This is a genomic window from Bacillus sp. 2175 (assembly GCF_057812155.1).
In genome coordinates, this window is sequence record NZ_CM173819.1 from 1,926,851 (window position 1) to 1,945,200 (window position 18,350).

Consider the following 18,350-nt stretch of genomic DNA (forward strand, 5'->3'; position numbering starts at 1 on the left):
AGTTTAAAACTTGTTCAAATTAGGGAGTATCTTTTGAAAAAGGCGATACTATTGATAAGTATCAGTCCCTTGATATTTTCATACATAGATAAAGAAATTGTTATTTAGACAAACGGATGAGTTAGGAAATAATATCAGTACACTAGTGCACCTCTTAATATAGTGCTGGTGTTTCTATAGACAGTAACTCTAAAAACTTTGCAGCACCGATATATATCAGAGAATGAAGAATCCTTAACAAGGGGGATTTTTTGCATATCGATAGAGTTGTTTAGAGAGATTTATGTTCGGCGTGAAGAGTCTGTATATACAAATGTTTACGAATCACGAATTCCTTTTAGAATATAATAGTTGTTTAATATATGGATTTAAAATAAAATTTAACCATTTGAAAAAAATTTGACTGCTTATAAAAAAATACACCGTTGCCCCCTTTTTGATATGGATATATATGTTAAAATGATGGAGGTATTAAAGTTTTGGCATTCTAAATTAAGCAGGCTGCTATCTAAAAATAACATTTAATAAAAAGTTTTATACTAAAATCGAGTTTATTATGAAATGAATTACTCCAAACAAATTAAAGCATATTTACGAAGAGGATGGAAAAATATGGCCGAAAATCATAATGGAATTATCTTAGACAGACATTTTTCAAATGCCTTGATTAAAAACGCTTATAAAAATGGATATGTAGAATTTGAAGAAAATGGTGAATTAGACAGAGATTTAATAAATAAGTTTAAAAGTAATAGAGAGTATGGATTGTTAGAAAAGAAGTGTTTAGAGTTAATACTATTATTTGATAAAGTATATTTGAATGATCCATGTGAATTTGCTGTACTAGAAAAATTAAAATTCGAGGGGATTGTTAGGCAATCTAGGTATTTGAACGATGTGGAAAATACTGTGGATTATAACGACATTCAGTTAGGAGAAAACATAAAACCTTTATTAATAAATCATTTAGTTAAACACTTTCAAAAAAGACAGCCACATTTAAAGGAGCAAAGGGGATTAGCCAAAAAATATGTAGATGGACTATTTGATTTTATCAATTTATGGAGGATAGGGCTTCATGAAGAAGCTGTTAATTACACACATTTACCATTAGAAAGACTTTTGGATACAGGTAATCCTGTTGATTATATATATAGCCTATTAAAAAGAGAAGAAAGCTATCCTGGTTTTGTGGTTGACATGCTTGATATGGAGTTTGAATTATCATCAATAATCTCTCTTATGAAAATGTCTGAAGAATTTAAGGTACCATTTATTTCAAAAAGAGTATCATGTACATCGAACGAAACAGAAGGTGATAATATGCATGAAGTATATAAACTATGTTTAGTTCAAATGAAGGATGAAATACAATATATTCCTAGAATAGAATCAATTGATGATTTGTTAAGGTTAAGAGAAAAAAAGGAGATTAAAAGGTTTAGAGAGGTATTAATTGAATGGAAAAATTTAATGAACAATGGAGATATTAAGTTAGCAGAAAAAATCAGATCAGATATATTGAAAGCAAATAAGGAGATCTCTAAGTTGGATAAGTGGGAAAAAGTAGATAATTGGTTTTACTATTTAGCTGTTCCTACCATGTTTATACCTATAATTTCAAACGTGGTAACTGTGGGGGGGGCCTATTCACGTTATCATATTGAAAGTAAACAAAAAAAATACGGTTGGATAGGAATTGGGGTATAGTAAGGCAAACGATTAAAATTTCTAATTCACATTCAAAACAACGAAAAATTAATTGGAATTTTTTTTCGTTAAAGGGTGCTATTAGTTAAGATCAAATGTAAAAATGATTAATAATCATGCGAATTCAAATAATTAATTATACAAATGGTAGCATGATGTTATACTGCTATTCTTTATTCATATGTAGTATTTAATAATCGTTGCATTGTTTATAAGAATCACTAAAAAATTCTAACATGATATAATGAATATATAAAGATTATTAAAATTTCTTAGAAAACAGGTGAGGGAATGGTTAAAAAACAGCATTATGTACCAAGGTTTTATCTTAAGTATTTTGCAAATGAAGATAAGGTAGATTATTATGATAAAGTTTTGGAAAAAAACTTATCTAATATGCATGTTGATAATGTTGCACAACAAAAATATTTTTATGATTTTTCTGAGGAGTTTTTGGAAAGTCAACAGAAAGTTGCTAACGGATCTGTTGATTCTCGTTTTTTTGACAAGCAATTTTTAGAAGAGCATTTTTCTGTATTAGAGTCTCAATTTGCTAGATGCTTTAGGGAAATTAATGAAAAATTAAACGATCAAACAAATTTGTTAAATTGTAGTCTAAGAGAAATATTAGATGAAGAGGATAGGATAGATTTAGTATTCTTCATAGCTTTACAAAGCATTAGAGTTCCTGCTTTCAGAGAATTAAGTGAAAACTTTAGCGATATGCTTGCGGAAAATATACCTGATTTTGCTGAAGTTAAGATGGATGATAATGAAAAACTATTGATGCACTTAGCCTCTGGGATTTTAAATAGGGTAGGATATTATCTTCTAAGTGATAGATTTGATTGGTTTCTTGGAGTTGTAGAGGAATTTGAGGAAATGGAATCCAAAGTTGTGGTGATGGATGAATTGGTTATTTCAGATAATCCAGTGGTAAATATTAAACACGCCAGCGGAAAAACAATGCAATCGTTCAATGAATTTTGTTTGCCAATTTCACCTAAACATCTATTGATTCTTAGAGAGAAAAACTTCCCGTATGAAAATCCTGATAATTCTATTTTTAAACTTAGTAGGAATGACTTAAGATTCTATAATGAATATCAGATGCGTTTTTCAACAAGAAAAGTAATTTATTGTAATAAGACAAATGCTAAGAAAGTAAAAAGTTTTTTTAAAACTCTTCCAAGAGAACTTTCACATAATAGTGGCTCTATTGGTGTGAATGAATATGAAAAATAATGTGAGTAGTGTGGCCTTAAAATAAGTTTTGACAGTTTGCCTCTTTCAATTAAAGAATTCTAAGTGTGTTTTGATTTAACTTTTTTATAAAAGGGGAGTCCATCCAAAAAGAAACGAATTCATTTTGATTAAACTTTTTCAAAACGAATTCGTCTTTTTGTCGTTAAGTATGGGTGGCAACCGCTTTAAAGGTACATAAAAATATAATTTAAAAAGGTGTGAGTGAAAAAATTGCTTAAGTTTACATTTATTCTAAAACCTATAATAAGTAAAATAATAGGGTTGCTGACTACTTCTTTCATCGAAAAATGGAAGATTAAATACAAACTAAAAAAGATAAAATCATTTCAAAAGCAATTTGAAAACACATTTGTTGATTCAAATACATTTCAAAAGTTTTTGAATGAAGAAAAGAATGGGCTTTTGATATTTAATTATGTATTTGGAGCTACATATAGAACGGTTACTAAAGATGCTTTTGTAGAGCAATTATCCCAAATAGCAATGAATGAAATAAATAATTATAGAAAATCTGTGAAGCTAGAAGAGATAGAAACTCATCCGATTGTAACACAATATCTTAATGAGTTGATTGTATATCTTGAAGGATATAGGGACAAAAGTTTTAAAGTAAATGAAATGAGTATTTTGGCAAATGTTCAAAATAGTATTGTTGAAAGTAATAACAGTCTAAAAGAATACTTTGAAAAAAATTTATATGAAATTCAACAAAGGGCTTACCTAGAAAAATATACGGATGAGTATTTAGAACAAATACTTGATCGAAATATATTAGATTTAGGTAAAAGGTATAATTCAGAAGCGAATGTAGAAACGGATCTAAATGTTGTATTTGATTCATTAGTAAGTGACAAGCTAATTTTTGAAAAGTTCACTGTGTTAATTAATAAGTTTCAAGATAGTATTATGAATTTAAATGTGGTTTTAGATACGTATAAGGAAGATATAGAATTTAAGAATCTTTCTTTTATTGAAGAGATTTTAAACTATTTAAAGAATATTAATTATAATGATAAAGGGTTTTATTTAGAAAATAATTTGAAGAGCTTTAAAGAAGAAATCAATAGCTTTATGGAAGAAGTTGAGGAATTAAGATATAAGATTAATGAAGAAACTAAAAAAAACATTAGAAATGAAGTCATTAATTTAATCAATCAAATAACCAAACATGAAAGAGCAATGAATGATTATATGTATTTGATAAAACCTCAATTAATTAACAATCCGTATCTATTGATTTATGGAGATGCAGGAATTGGGAAATCACATTTATTGGCAGACAATGCTAAAAGATTGCAAGAAGTTGGGCATAGTGTTTTCTTATTTTTAGGTCAACATTTAAATACACATGATCATCCTTATAAACAACTATTTGATTTGATTGATTACAAAGGTTCTAAAGAGTCCTTTTTTAAAGAATTTAATGACAGAGCACAGAAGAAAAATAAACAAACTGTAATTATAATAGATGCTTTAAATGAAGGAGAAGGTAAACATTTTTGGAAAAGCTATTTGATGAATTTTTTAAATTTTATTAAAGAATTTGAAAATATTGCTGTCGTGTTATCAGTTAGGAGTAATTATCTGAGAAGCATATTACCTGAAAATATTGAAGAAGATTTTCCGTTGTATAAATTAGAGCATAAGGGATTTAATAATCTAAGTTTGGAAGCGTTGGACCCATTTTTTAATTTTTATAAGATAAATCCGGTAATATTCCCTTCTTTAGAAAACGAGTGTTATAATCCCCTATTCTTACAAATTTATTGTGAAGCAATTCAAGAAGAGTATGTTGGATTCCGAGGTTGGAGTATAGTTCAAGTATTAGAAAAATATATTAATAAGGTTAATGGTAGGCTATCACTTGATAAAAGATTTTCATATGTAAATTCACTAAATTTAGTAGATAAAATTTTGAAAGAAATCGCCTCGGAATTTATTGAGAGTGAGAGGTATGACATTGAATTAGAGCGGCTTTATGAAGTAATAGAGAATGTAGCAAAGCCATATACTATTGGGTATCGAGAAATACTTTTAGGTTTAGCAGAAGAAAACATTTTATCAATTAATGAAAGGAGTTATGGTGAAAGCCTAGTTTATTTTACTTATGAGAGATTTGCAGATATATATATATCCCTAGTTTTATTAGAAAGATATCAACAAGACAAAAACTTATTTGAAAATATATTGTCATCTGATAACTCATTTTATTATGGAGTTTATGAGAGTCTATCAATAATTATTCCAGAAAAATTAAAAGTAGAATGGCTAGATTTAATTGACTTTGAGCGTATAACTTTTAATATAGCAGAAGCGTTCGTTCGAGGGATTTCATGGAGAGACGTACAAAATATAAATGACAAAACCTTTGAATGGGTAAATCTATGTTTAAGACAAAAAGATATAGATTTACAAAGCTTAGTATACGAAAGGTTGTTAAAACAGTCTTATATTATAGAATCACCGTTAAACGCAGAATTTTTACATGAGAATCTTTACAAGATGTCTATGCCTACAAGAGATGGAAGTTGGACAATATCTATAAATGGTAATTCAGAAGTACCTACGCGACTTGCAGAGATTCTTTTAAAACAAAATTTAAGTTTTCAACATTTCGAGTATGGAAATTTTGAATTGTTATCTACAACTTTTATTTGGTTGTTTACATGTACTGACAAAAAACTGCGAGATATTTCTACTACTGCATTAATAAGAATATATATGAAAGAACCTTCAATTATTTTAAAGGATCTTAAAAGGTTTTTTGATGTAAATGATCCATATGTTCTGGAAAGGTTATTGATCAGCTTATATGGAGCGATTTTAAGAATAAATAAAGTACCGCAATTAGTTGAAATAGTTGACGTTATTTATACTAATATCTTTTTACAAGATGAAGTTTATCCGAACGTATTAATTAGAGATTATGCAAGAAGCATTATTTTATTTGCTGTAAATAAAGGAGTTATTAACCTTGAAAAATACGAAAAAATAAATCCTCCATATTCGAGTAGCTGGTATAAAAAAACATATTCATTACAAGAAATAGATATCAAGTTAAAAGAAATGCAACAAATATCAGGAAAAGGGTATTGTGGATTTGATTCAATAATTAAATCTATGACAACGGAATATGGAAGAGGTATTGGGGCTTATGGAGATTTTGGAAGATATGTTTTTGGACGTGAAGTGTATAACTGGAAGGATCAATTTGATGATCAAGATTTAAGTAATATCGCTATAATGAGAATTATTGAATATGGATATGACGAAAAGGTGCATGGTAATTATGATAAAAATCTAAGATACTATAATAGGCACGAAAATCTAGTAGAACGTATCGGTAAAAAGTACCAGTGGATTGCGTTATATGAAATACTAGCGAAATTAAAAGATAACTATCCTGTTAATAAGGAAATAAATGAACCATGGGAGTCGTCTTTAAGGAATATTGATCCCAGTTTATTAGATCACCCACCAGAAAAAAATACGCGTAATTTAATAAAATCTTATTTACCGTATAAGCCAAATAAAATTTGGGCCCAAAATAGAGAGGAGTTTAAATGTCTCGGTAATTTCATATTTATTGAGTATAAGGGACATAGATATATATCTTTAGCACAATTGATTAATCAAGAAAGGGATAACGGAAAAAACTTCATTGATAGGGATGAGTTTTTTATAAAGACAAAGGCAGTTTTCTTGCCGCTTAAAGATAAAGAAAATTACATCGCTTTAAAGTCTATGAATAAAGAAGATATAAGTGTTTCCTGGAAAAATACGTATGATATATTTGCATTTGAACATTATTGGCACCCAGCTTTTTCGAATATGTATTATGAAAATGAATTTGAAAATATAAAGTGTGAAGATTCAGTTTGGGAATATTCCTGGGAGGCAAATATAAATTCTGTTTCTGGAGAAAAAACTTCATGCAGTTATCTTTTACCAAATGTTGATTTAGTGAAGTTTTTTGAACTAGTTCAAGTTTCTGAGGGGGTATGGAAAGACAAGACTGAAAATATGGTTGTCTTTGATGCACAGTATTTAGGGTATGAAAGAAACTTGTTATTTAGAGCAGATTATTTAGAAGAGTATTTAGAATTAAATAAACTAGCAATTGTATGGGATTTCTATATGGAAAAGATATCTGAACGTAGTCGGAAAGAAGAATGGTTCGTGGGCTGGATAAATGAAAAAACTGAAATAAAGTATAAAGTATTAGACGAATATAAAGATGAAAAAATGAAAGATTTGTTTTAATTAATTTAACTATTCTTTCATAGTTCTTACTACGTTTATTTAGGTAGAATAGGAGTTATTTTAATAATTCGTCCTTCTGAAATCAAACTATTTTATTATTCTTTAAATGTTATAGGCAAACAAAAGAAAACACTTAAAGTATTTTCTTTTGTTTCTTTTTATATTTTTGGATTTGATAATTTTTCTTCTAGTTCTTTAATTAACTGTGACGGATTAACTTTTAAGGCTCTAGCTAATGCAAATAAAGTGTTTATTGTTGGTTTTCTTTTTCCTCTTTCTAAAAGACTGATATAAGTTCTGTCTAATCCAGAGTTAAACGCTAATTCTTCTTGGCTCATTTTTGAATTAAGACGATACTCCTGCAAGACATTACCAAAAGTTTGTTCAATACTCAAGAAACCACTCTCCCAATATTTATAAGATAATTTTGGAAGAGGTATTTCTTTAACTCTACAGACTATAGTCTGCAAAAAAGAATAAAACTATATTTTACTAATAAAAGAATTATAGGATAGATGTCAGTATTAAATTAGTTAGTATGAAAATGAATAAATGTTTTTAGTCATGATTCAGAGTAAAGATATAAATTAAGATAGTGTCATAAGTACATTTTTTAATCTTTAAACATGTAGACTATAGTCACGGCGAGTCGTGTAGTCTATAATATTAGAATGGATTCTAATATTATAGAAGGATGATAAATTAAGTATGAATAGCACCATAAATAAAATAAAGTTACCTGCAACATTAAAAGATTATTTTTTAACAAGCAATAGAATGGAATCTTTATTAAGTGAAGAAATTCTATTGGATATTGAGGAAATTTATATTCTTTATAAATCGCTGTATGCATTTGATGAATCGGATTTTAGTTTAAATGTGATTAAATCAATTAATATGTGTAGAGACAGAACTGGATTTTATTTTTACTTAAAGAAAGTATTGGATAGGGAGTTGGAAAAGAAGTCTAAGGGTAATATGAATAGCATTGTAATATCACAAAATTTAATTGAAGAACAATTTAAGACGGTTACTAAAGATTATATTAATTCAATTAACCAAATGTACTGTGAAGAAACCCTTATAGATTTGAAACATGTATATAAAAATATAGGGAATTTAGAGATGTTAAATAACCTTTTAGAAGATGAATATTTAAAGGATTTACTGTTCTCGGGGTATGAAATGTTAAGGGGCTATGAAGAGAAAATAAAGTAATATATGGACTGTTTGTTATAAGGGGTCACCATACATGCCCATCAAGCTGAGGGTGAGTTTTTCATGAAATTCCGTTCTTGTTGCCTACATGCTTGATAATTTGTTTATTTGTTTTTAAAAATACACATACCAAATAAGCCTTGATATGATGTCTTTTTAAAGATTATGCAGTTTTCTGCTTTAGATTGGATACAGTACACTGATAAACGACACCTAAAATATAGAAGACTGTCTTTTTCTCGAATCTATGGGATTTTTTTCGTTTTTCTGTAGAGGTCAAACAGATGAAGGGAATTTTTGATATTTCTTGGGTGTCTTTCTGTATAGCTCCATATACTAAGTACAGATGATCTTGAATCATATAAATTGCTTTATATTCACTTAATTCTTTTGGTTTTTTCTGTAGTAACAGCTGTCGCATTTTGAACATAGTGGAAGAACAAAGAAAAATAGCGATTAACTGTCCATAAAGATGACATTCTAGACGCTCTTGCTTAATATTGTGACAATGATTGATACCCAAAAGAGATTTCCATGTTTTAAATACAATCTCTATTTGCCAACGTATTGAGTAGATAGCATGAACCTGTTCCATCGGAACAATTTCCCATGGGATATTTATTGGTAATATAAACGTTAATTAAGTCCTTGTGGACTCTTAAATGTAGCTGTATTTGCATTTGCATAAAATTGGCTACATAATCGAGTAAGAGAATTGCTTGCTACCTGTTGATTAATCCAGATACATAAAGCAGCCAAATCTCGTGCGCCATACTTACTTTTCCGTTTTACAAAACTTGTTTCCTGTGCGAGTTGTTAAAGAATATGTGGATATAGATATCGCTGTAGCTCCTCAGCAAATAAATGAAACTCATCCTGAATCGAAAGATTCATACAAAAACGCCATCCTTTCTGTAAATTTCTACAAAAAGAATAGCGTTTTTTTTGTTTTATGGATACAATTGTATTTAAAAATTAAAGGCTTAATGAATAGTCCTGATAATTAAAACCTAATTCATCATTAAGTTCACACTGAATTTGTTTAAAGCTTATAACCATATTTTTATAATTATGATTAATGCAGATTCTAGTAATGACTTCTACGCTTCGTATTGGGGAATTGATGTAAATGAAAAAGTGACATCAAATACATGAAGAGGTATAGATAGAATAGTTTCGAGGTACTATAGTTTGTTAGATTGTAGTCTGTATAGTAAATATAGACTTTAATAATAAAGTAGCATATACATAAAGGAATTATTAAGGAGTGAAAGTATGAGAACACATATCGAAATAATGGTAAATATTGTAAATGAATCATATTCAAATGCTCTAGGTATTTCTAGTACTCATCATACAGAACATGACGTTAAAAGTTTTTTGAAAGAGATTGGATCAACAATAGAATTGTTTCTTAAAGAAGCAGTATACAAAAGTAGAAGAAATAGGGAAAATTTCTTTGAGTTAATTGATGGGTTAGAGGAGTTAGGTGTTTCTTCTAAGTCTATACATACACTTCACCAACTTCGGACATCCTATAATAAAGCAAAGCATAACCCAGGAACTCACATAACAATTATGGAGGCTATAAGGATATTAACCGACGTAAGGCTGGTCTTATCTGAAATTAAGGATTTAGATATAGGTGTAGTTAATGAGCGTAAACATGAAGAATATGAAAGGGTTGTTTGGATTACTGGATGGGATCATTTTACAACTAGTGACACTGAAATTTCTATAATAGTACCATACGAACATGATGGTACTATGGCGTACATCCCCACTTTAGACTTTTTCAATATTCACTGGGAGGGATGGGATAAGATAATTGAGAGATTCTCTAGTACAAATAAACTTTTTATGGGGCAAACATATTTCCCATCTAGTACCTATGAATATATTTCAGGAATGGAAGATTTTATTGAGGCCGGAGTATATACCGGAGATTACAGAGATTTATTAATAGAAATATCCAAACATGTAGACCCGATAAAGGAAGGGGCTTTATTGCCTGATTTACAAAGGAAAAATAATATTTCTGCTATGTTTTATGCTGTCATATATGCATCTTGTGATGCTATTTGTGAAGGGAAATGGTCTAGAAGTCTTGAGGAGATGGAGAAATCTGTGTATCGTATTTTAGAATATAGGTATGCAGCACCATTAGATTCTCCTTATTTATTAAAAATAGTACCTGAAGTAGTAAAGGGGTTAAAAAATTTAAAAGCAAGTCCTGCGAGTTTTATCAAAGGGCCAAAATTTCTACCTAAAGAAAAATATAAATTATTAGAAAAACAGGCTTATATAAATCTAAAAGAAATGAAAATTTTAGTTACAAATGAAGGAGAACTAATTGTTGGAATGTAAGCAATTAAGGTGAATTTAAGAAAATTTTAGATTTTGAATTACAAGAAACTAGTATACTGTAAAGAATTATATAAATAAAGAATAGAATGATTTTCTCCAGTCTAGAGCATTTTGTACCTATTTATAAAAACATATAACACCATCTATGTATATGGATGGTGTTATATGTTTTATCCTTATAATAATATAGATTAATTACCTTTTATGTTTAAAAAGTAATTAATTTAGACAGGTTTATATATTTCTAATCTATTTCTACATAAAAGCAATGTGTAGAAATAAAGAGAACGTTTTAATACTAACAAAAATAAGTTATTACACACATAATTAAGTACAGAGATTGAATCGAGTTGTATTAATCGGTAGATTGACAAAGGAGCCAGAATTATACTACACAAAACAAGGCGTCGCTTATGCACGAATATGTGTTGCGGTGAATAGAGGATTTCGAAATAGTTTAGGTGAACAACAAGTCGATTTTATTAATTGTGTCGTTTGGCGCAAATCGGCTGAGAATGTAGCTGAATATTGTAAGAAGGGGTCGCTCGTTGGGATTACAGGGCGTATTCAGACTAGTAATTACGATGATGAACAAGGCAAGAGAATATATAGAACTGAAGTTGTGATTGAGAGTATTACCTTTTTGGAGAGAAGGCGGGAGGGGGCATCGTAATAAAAGGTGATTTTAAGTAATAGCTTCGGAAAAAATTGTGGAAAGTATTTTAATAAACTTAAAGAGGGGATACCGCCAGCTTTTTTGAAAAAATAAGTAAAGAGTATACAAAATTTTAGAACGTTTTTTGGCTAATCCAGTAACAAACGAGAACCATAAAACCCATCACAGGATAGGAATGTATAAAAAGATGAATCGAGTGATAGAAAATAAAAAAAGGGATTCCTTCTGAGAGTAAGGAATCCCTTTTTGTTGCAACCGATAATAGGACGTTATGTTAATTAGAAATGTATATGATATTCATAAAATCCGAACTGTTCAATTTGTTAAAAAAAACTATAGTTGAAATTCTTTCTTTATAATTTCAGCTACTTCTGTAGCATTTAAATTCGTATTATTGATCCTTATATAATTTTTCTCTGTAATTTCTCCTTCTTTTGAATTTAATCTAAAATTTTCAAATGTGCTTAATAAATTTTGTTCAGATTGTTCAATCTTTCTTTTCGTTGGCTTATGTTCAAGTCGATGAGGTGTTTTATTTCGTTGAAGTCTTTCTTCTACATCAGCTTCTAATTCAACAAAATAAATATCAACCCCTTGGGAACGAAAAATATTACATATACTTTCAACATCATCCCAATCTTTCTTTTCATTAAACGCCCATACGTATGTAAAAATCATTCCATAATGTTCACTCTTTGAAAATGATTGAAATATTTCCTTTCGGAAAAGATGGGTTAATCGCCACATTTCCGAAGAGAATCCATACAATGGCTCCAATAAATCAATTGTCATATGGTTATGAAATAATTTTAAATCAGTCATCTTTGCTAGTTCTTGTCCAACTGTCATTTTCCCAACTGCTTGTGGCCCAAATATCAAAACAAACTTTTTCATCGAATTCCCTCCAAAAAATAATAAGACATTAATTATAAAATAAGAGATTCTGTAAATGTATCACAATCAAAATATTTTGTAGAATCTATATACTTTTCTGCCTTTTGTATTTATAAAAATAGTTGTCTTCCAATAACGAAAATTATGTAAATAAGCTATCCATATGGATAGCTTATTATATTTTTTTGTTTAGCGTGTTTTTTTCAAAAATAATGGCGATGCCTCAAGAAATGGATAAAAAATAAAAATTATCGGAAACGAAAGCTTTTAAAATCCCGTTCCTAATTTAAAATGTAAAAAGAATGAAATAGTATGGTAGTGGGAAGAAAGTAGTAAAATTAAGCATCCGAGTAGGAGTATAGAGTGATAACATGTTACAATACAGCTAAGAACATGCAATAAAGGAGAGTTTTTTACGTGAAGATTAAAGCAATTGAACCGACGCCAAGTCCAAACACAATGAAAGTTATTTTGAATGAAGTATTACCATCAGGAGCACGTAATAATTATACAAATGAAAATAAAGAACAAGCACCAATGCAAGTGCAAGAAATTTTGAAAATTGAAGGCATTAAAGGTGTATATCATGTAGCCGACTTTTTAGCAGTGGAGCGAAATGCGAAGTATGACTGGAAAGTTTTATTACAACAAGTTCGTGCTGTTTTCGGCGAAGAAGTAGTGGAAGAAAGTGAAGAACAACAACTTGCTCATTTTGGAGAAGTGAAAGTGTTTGTTCAAATGTTCTTTACAATTCCAATGCAAGTAAAGTTAACAGATGGAACGACGGAAGAACGTGTTGGTTTACCTGATCGTTTTAAAGAATCAATTATGAAAGTGCAAATGTCTGCACCAAATGTTGTAAAAGAGCGTAAATGGGTGGAACAAAGTACACGTTACGGTAACTTTGAAGAAATCGGGAAAGAAGTAGTAGAAGAGATTGTTGCTGCTTATTCAGAAGAACGTGTAAATGAAACGGTTAAAGAATTATTAAATCAAGCAGGTGCTGTTGAAGTAACGATCCAAAAGCGTGAGCCATATAAAGTAACAGAAGAGATGATGAAAGATTCTGACTGGAAAAACCGTTTTGCAGCATTAGAACAAATGGATCCTACTGAAGAAGATATTCCAGTGTTGAAGATGGCGTTAGATGATGAAAAAGTTTCAATACGCCGTTTAGCAACAGCGTATTTAGGTATGGTAAAAGGTGATGAAGTATTACCGTTATTATATAAAGCGTTGTTAGATCGCTCTGTAAGTGTTCGCCGTACTGCAGGAGATTGTTTATCAGATGTAGGTGATCCGGCAGCGATGTTCGTTATGATTAAATCTCTGAAAGATCCAAGTAAATTAGTACGCTGGCGTGCAGCGATGTTCTTATTTGAACTTGGAGATGAAAGCGCGATTCCAGCATTAAAAGCAGCGCAAGATGATCCAGAGTTTGAAGTAGCGATGCAAGCACGTCTAGCATTAGAGCGTATTGAAGGCGGAGAAGAAGCAAAAGGTTCTGTATGGAAACAAATGACGGAGTCACGTAAAGGGGAATAATGTATGATTGTTTTCTATGATAGTTGGTGTCCGATGTGTACGGCTGTTGCAGAACGTACGAAAAAATTAGATAAAAAGGGTAAGATGAAATTTGTTTCATTTCGAAATGAAGATGTAGTTGAGAAGTATGAGCTTTCTCAAGAACTACAAAGTAAGATGGAACAAAGACTGTATATTTTTAAAAATAATAAGTGGTATGACGGTATTCAGAGCATAGATGTATTAGCAAAGGCCGTTCCATCTTATTGGTTTGCAGTTCCTTTTATAAAGCTATCTATCGTACTTGGTTTTGGAAGTAAAGTATACGATTATATCGCTAACAATAGAAAACTTGTTCCAGTGGGGCATTGCCGCGGTGGGGTTTGTGAAATCCCTACAAAAAAATGAAATCATCGTTATCTTTCTTTTGCACCTATTAATAGAGCGTGATATGATGAATTTGGAATGAAAGTTGAAGGAGAGATTACAAGATGTCAAATGCTTATGAAGAATACATGCGCCAAATGGTAATCCCAATGCGCCAAGAGTTAGTGCGTTCTGGGTTTGAAGAGTTAACTACAGAAGAAGCTGTAACAGAATTTATGGAAAATACATCAGGTACAACTTTAGTAGTTGTAAACTCTGTTTGTGGTTGTGCAGCTGGTTTAGCACGTCCATCAGCAGGTCAAGCGGTTGTTCGTGCTGAAAAACAACCTGATCATCTTGTAACTGTATTCGCAGGTCAAGATAAAGATGCTACTGCAAAAATGCGTGAATACTTCGGAGAAATTCCTCCATCTTCACCATCTATGGCATTATTAAAAGGAAAAGAAGTTGTTCACTTCATTCACCGTCATGAAATTGAAGGTGCAACTATGGACGAAATTATTACGAACTTAGAACAAGCTTTCGAAAAGAATTGCTAAAGAAGGGGGAGAGTAAATCTCCCTCTTTTCTTTATATAGAGGTGAAACAATGATCGTAACAACAGCAGGAAGAACGAATAAAGAAATGACAGATTATGCAAAGCAGGTAGCCGCAGAATTAAATCGTTCATTCGTTAAACGTAATGACATACCAGTACATAAGCTGCATGAGCAGTATGAACAAGATGTGCTTGTCGTAGGGAAGAACCGATTAGCTATTTATCCGAAAGGTACGGAAGAATCGTTTTTCTTTCATCCGAACTCAGCGATGTTTCGTGTGAAAAGGTTAATGCGTGGAGAACACGATCCGTTTGTACAAGCCACGCAATTAGAGAGAGGAATGACAGTGTTAGATTGTACGCTCGGGATGGCATCAGATAGTATTGTAGCTAGTTATGTTGTTGGTGAAAGCGGAAAAGTAACAGGACTTGAAGGCAATGAGTATATGGCTTATATTATGGAAAATGGTTTGAAAACATGGTCTTCATCCGTTTCTGAAATTGATGAAGCAATGCAAAGAATTCAAGTAAAGCAAACGGAGCATTTTTCATTTTTAGCGCAATGTGAAGACAATAGTTACGATGTCGTTTACCTTGATCCGATGTTTGAAGAAACTGTCATAGAATCCGACGGAATTAAAGGATTAAAACACTTCGCTTTGTATCATGATATTACTGATGAAACAATTGCGGAGGCAAAACGAGTGGCGAGAAAACGTGTCGTTTTAAAAGATTATTTTCGTAGTTCTAGATTTGAAAAACACAATTTTTATGTATACAAAAGAAAAAGTGCTAAGTTTCACTTTGGTGTAATTCACCCTTGCTAATTGTTTGAAAAGATGTATAATAAGCAATAATTAATTAAATATACTGTCTGTGATGAAGAGAGTAGTCTTTTTTAGAAGGAAAGCGAGCTAGGGATGGTGTGAGCCTAGTACGGAAGAAAAAGATGAAGCGCACTTCGGAGATGCTTCTTGAACGAATAGTAGAGAAAGCCGAGGCCCCCTGTCCTCGTTATAAACGGGAAAGTGGTTCGTAACGAACAACAAGGGTGGTACCACGGGTTAAAACTCGTCTCTTTTTTAGAGACGAGTTTTTTGTGTTTTAAAAAATAAGGAGGTTGTATCATGGATTATAAAATGCAGTTTGCGGAAAGTTTATCTAATATTTTCACGAATGAATTAACGCAAAAACAAATTTTAGATTTAATTGAAACACCGAAACAAGATGAATTTGGAGATGCAGCGTTCCCATGCTTTTCATTAGCGAAGCAATATAAAAAAGCACCAGCTCTTATCGCAAAGGAAGTTGCTGAGAAATTAAATAATCCGTTTTTTACGAAAGTAGAAGCCGTTGGTCCTTATGTAAATGTATTTTTCAATCGTGAAACTGTAAGTGATGCAGTATTAAAAACAGTTTTAGCGGAGAAAGAAGAGTTCGGTCAAAACCACTTTGGCTGTGAAAAAACAGTAGTAATTGATTATTCCTCTCCTAATATCGCGAAACCTTTTTCGATGGGGCATTTACGTTCTACAATGATAGGAAATTCGCTGAAACATATCGCTGAAAAATGTGGCTATGAAGTTGTAGGGATTAATTATATAGGAGATTGGGGAACACAGTTTGGAAAGTTAATTACGGCTTATAAAAAATGGGGAAATGAAGCAGTAGTTAAAGAAGATCCAATACGTGAGCTATTTAAGTTATATGTCCAATTCCATGAAGAGGTAAAAGACGACGAAGAACTAGAAGAAGAAGGACGTGCTTGGTTTAAGAAATTAGAAGAAGGTGATGAAGAAGCGGTAGAGCTTTGGAATTGGTTCCGTCATGAGTCCCTTAAAGAATTTTCTCGCATCTATGAACTTCTCGGCGTAGAATTTACTAATTTTCAGGGAGAAGCATTTTATAATAATTTAATGGAAGATTTTATTGGGATTTTAGAAGAACATGAGTTGCTTGAAGAATCAGAAGGTGCATTAGTCGTTAATTTAGAAGAAGAAGGAATGCCGCCTTGCTTAATTAGAAAATCAGATGGTGCGACGATTTATGCAACGCGTGACTTAACGGCAGCTTTATATCGTCAAAACACTTATGGGTTTGATAAAGCGCTATATGTTGTTGGTCCAGAACAAAGCTTACATTTCAATCAATTTTTCACCGTATTAAAAAAACTTGGCTATACTTGGGTTGATGGTATGGAACACGTACCGTTTGGCTTCATTTTAAAAGATGGTAAGAAAATGTCGACACGTAAAGGAAGAGTTATTTTACTTGAAGAAGTACTCGAAGAAGCAATCGAACTTGCAAAACAAAATATTGAAGAGAAAAATCCAAACTTAAAACAGAAAGAAGAAGTAGCAAAGCAAGTCGGTGTTGGTGCAGTCATCTTCCACGATTTAAAAAATGAGCGTATGCATAATATCGAATTCTCATTAGAAAATATGCTGAAATTTGAAGGAGAAACAGGACCTTACGTACAGTACACACATGCACGTGCTTGTTCTATTTTAAGAAAAGAAAGTGTAGAATTTGAAACATGTACATTTGCTTTAAAAGACGATCATAGCTGGAGTGTCGTAAAATTACTAAATAAATTCCCGCAAATAATTGAAGCAGCTTTCAATAAAAATGAGCCATCGATTATTTCGAAATATATATTAGATGTAGCACAATCATTCAATAAATATTACGGTAATGTTCGTATATTAGAAGAGAGCGAAGAAAAAGACAGCAGACTCGCATTGGTTTATGCTGTGACGGTTGTATTAAAAGAAGGATTACGTTTACTTGGGGTGGAGGCACCTGAGGAGATGTAACATAGTAGTAAACTGACAAACTGGGTCTAGTATAAACCTGGTTTGTTTTTTTATTGAATATATATTTTTTTGGCAAAATCAATTAAAATCTTTTTAGAGAGGGTGATTCATATTGATTCGAACTTTTATTTTACAAATTCCTTGTCATAGAAGATTAGATAGGAGTTTTTTTAAACTACAAAAGTACATACCTTTATGTGCGCGTTGTACAGGCATGCTTATTGGTATTTTAATGTTTCCAATTTATTTTTATATGACACCTTCATTTCTTTTGGCAATCATACTATCATTTTTCGCTCAAATTCCGTTACTTATCGATGGGTTCACCCAAAAGTGGAAATGGAGAAGTAGCTCAAATTTGCTAAGAATAACTACTGGTGTATTAAGCGGTAATGGTATGGGATTATTCATTTCCTCTAGTGTTATATGGATATTATCTTAAGATATATAGTAATGGAGGTATTTACATAGATGTTCTGGATTTATTTAATTCTAATTTTTATTTCAGGCGGAAGTGGAATTGGTTTTATGATTCAAAATAAGTATACAGAAGCAATAATAGCTTTTGTTATTTGTATACTATTGTTTGGGCTACTGTATTATTATCTTAAAAGAAACAAAAGAAAGAGAAAAGCAGATTGTGACGATTTAGACTGTACGGATTGTTTTGATTGTGATTGTACTTGTTAAA

The 18,350-nt window shown here is 31.1% G+C and carries 15 protein-coding genes, 1 pseudogene and 1 other annotated feature; of the genes and pseudogenes, 13 read left to right on the forward strand and 3 right to left on the reverse strand.

Features of this window, described 5'->3' with window-relative positions; genetic code table 11:
• The first annotated feature begins 612 nt into the window (after positions 1 to 612).
• The 3 genes from ACXKY9_RS10345 to ACXKY9_RS10355 all read left to right on the forward strand — a co-directional run bounded on the left by ACXKY9_RS10345 (position 613) and on the right by ACXKY9_RS10355 (position 7,239).
• The gene (locus ACXKY9_RS10345; protein WP_000829601.1) at positions 613 to 1,710 is read left to right on the forward strand and encodes a hypothetical protein; all 1,098 of its coding nucleotides are present in this window, start codon (positions 613 to 615) and stop codon (positions 1,708 to 1,710) included.
• A 291-nt stretch (positions 1,711 to 2,001) separates the two neighbouring features.
• Positions 2,002 to 2,955 (forward strand): DUF4238 domain-containing protein, encoded by a 954-nt coding sequence (locus ACXKY9_RS10350; protein WP_000239530.1) that lies wholly within the window; start codon positions 2,002 to 2,004, stop codon positions 2,953 to 2,955.
• Positions 2,956 to 3,177: 222 nt separating this feature from the next.
• Positions 3,178 to 7,239 carry an AAA family ATPase gene (locus tag ACXKY9_RS10355; protein WP_000734833.1) on the forward strand — a complete coding sequence of 1,354 codons (4,062 nt, stop codon included), beginning with the start codon at positions 3,178 to 3,180 and terminating at the stop codon, positions 7,237 to 7,239.
• Between the two features lie 158 nt (positions 7,240 to 7,397).
• Here the strand turns inward: ACXKY9_RS10355 and ACXKY9_RS10360 are convergent, their stop codons facing one another.
• A complete protein-coding gene (locus tag ACXKY9_RS10360) occupies positions 7,398 to 7,634 on the reverse strand; it encodes a helix-turn-helix domain-containing protein (RefSeq protein ID WP_000021280.1) in 237 nt (78 codons plus the stop codon).
• 313 nt (positions 7,635 to 7,947) lie between these two features.
• Here ACXKY9_RS10360 and ACXKY9_RS10365 point away from each other — a divergent pair, with 313 nt between their 5' ends.
• Positions 7,948 to 8,457, forward strand: a complete 510-nt coding sequence (locus ACXKY9_RS10365; protein WP_001089284.1) for a hypothetical protein — start codon at positions 7,948 to 7,950, stop codon at positions 8,455 to 8,457.
• A 163-nt stretch (positions 8,458 to 8,620) separates the two neighbouring features.
• Here ACXKY9_RS10365 and ACXKY9_RS10370 read toward each other — a convergent pair.
• Positions 8,621 to 9,076: pseudogene (locus ACXKY9_RS10370) on the reverse strand (transposase); the annotation flags it as partial.
• Between the two features lie 656 nt (positions 9,077 to 9,732).
• On the opposite strand from ACXKY9_RS10370, the gene ACXKY9_RS10375 reads away from it, so the two are divergent.
• On the forward strand, positions 9,733 to 10,824 hold the full coding sequence (locus ACXKY9_RS10375; protein ID WP_001259000.1) for a hypothetical protein: 1,092 nt from the start codon (positions 9,733 to 9,735) through the stop codon (positions 10,822 to 10,824).
• Positions 10,825 to 11,164: 340 nt separating this feature from the next.
• Positions 11,165 to 11,497: a single-stranded DNA-binding protein gene (locus ACXKY9_RS10380; RefSeq protein WP_001082769.1), complete on the forward strand. Its 333-nt coding sequence runs from the start codon at positions 11,165 to 11,167 to the stop codon at positions 11,495 to 11,497.
• A gap of 336 nt (positions 11,498 to 11,833) precedes the next feature.
• On the opposite strand, the gene ACXKY9_RS10385 is transcribed toward ACXKY9_RS10380, so the two are convergent.
• On the reverse strand, positions 11,834 to 12,394 hold the full coding sequence (locus ACXKY9_RS10385) for an AAA family ATPase (protein ID WP_000714949.1): 561 nt from the start codon (positions 12,392 to 12,394) through the stop codon (positions 11,834 to 11,836).
• Positions 12,395 to 12,811: 417 nt separating this feature from the next.
• On the opposite strand from ACXKY9_RS10385, the gene ACXKY9_RS10390 reads away from it, so the two are divergent.
• The 7 genes from ACXKY9_RS10390 to ACXKY9_RS10420 all read left to right on the forward strand — a co-directional run bounded on the left by ACXKY9_RS10390 (position 12,812) and on the right by ACXKY9_RS10420 (position 18,349).
• Complete coding sequence (locus ACXKY9_RS10390) at positions 12,812 to 13,939, forward strand: conserved virulence factor C family protein (protein WP_000692580.1); 1,128 nt, start codon at positions 12,812 to 12,814, stop codon at positions 13,937 to 13,939.
• A 3-nt stretch (positions 13,940 to 13,942) separates the two neighbouring features.
• Positions 13,943 to 14,326, forward strand: a complete 384-nt coding sequence (locus ACXKY9_RS10395; RefSeq protein ID WP_000634884.1) for a thiol-disulfide oxidoreductase DCC family protein — start codon at positions 13,943 to 13,945, stop codon at positions 14,324 to 14,326.
• An 83-nt stretch (positions 14,327 to 14,409) separates the two neighbouring features.
• On the forward strand, positions 14,410 to 14,844 hold the full coding sequence (locus ACXKY9_RS10400; protein ID WP_000063706.1) for a BrxA/BrxB family bacilliredoxin: 435 nt from the start codon (positions 14,410 to 14,412) through the stop codon (positions 14,842 to 14,844).
• A 49-nt stretch (positions 14,845 to 14,893) separates the two neighbouring features.
• Complete coding sequence (locus ACXKY9_RS10405) at positions 14,894 to 15,670, forward strand: class I SAM-dependent methyltransferase (protein ID WP_000637451.1); 777 nt, start codon at positions 14,894 to 14,896, stop codon at positions 15,668 to 15,670.
• Positions 15,671 to 15,710: 40 nt separating this feature from the next.
• Positions 15,711 to 15,925, forward strand: a binding site (T-box leader).
• A gap of 45 nt (positions 15,926 to 15,970) precedes the next feature.
• The gene (gene argS / locus ACXKY9_RS10410; protein WP_000384921.1) at positions 15,971 to 17,659 is read left to right on the forward strand and encodes an arginine--tRNA ligase; all 1,689 of its coding nucleotides are present in this window, start codon (positions 15,971 to 15,973) and stop codon (positions 17,657 to 17,659) included.
• A gap of 112 nt (positions 17,660 to 17,771) precedes the next feature.
• Positions 17,772 to 18,101 (forward strand): DUF2085 domain-containing protein, encoded by a 330-nt coding sequence (locus ACXKY9_RS10415; protein ID WP_000621475.1) that lies wholly within the window; start codon positions 17,772 to 17,774, stop codon positions 18,099 to 18,101.
• A gap of 29 nt (positions 18,102 to 18,130) precedes the next feature.
• Positions 18,131 to 18,349 carry a hypothetical protein gene (locus ACXKY9_RS10420; protein WP_000498601.1) on the forward strand — a complete coding sequence of 73 codons (219 nt, stop codon included), beginning with the start codon at positions 18,131 to 18,133 and terminating at the stop codon, positions 18,347 to 18,349.
• Position 18,350: the final 1 nt, after the last annotated feature.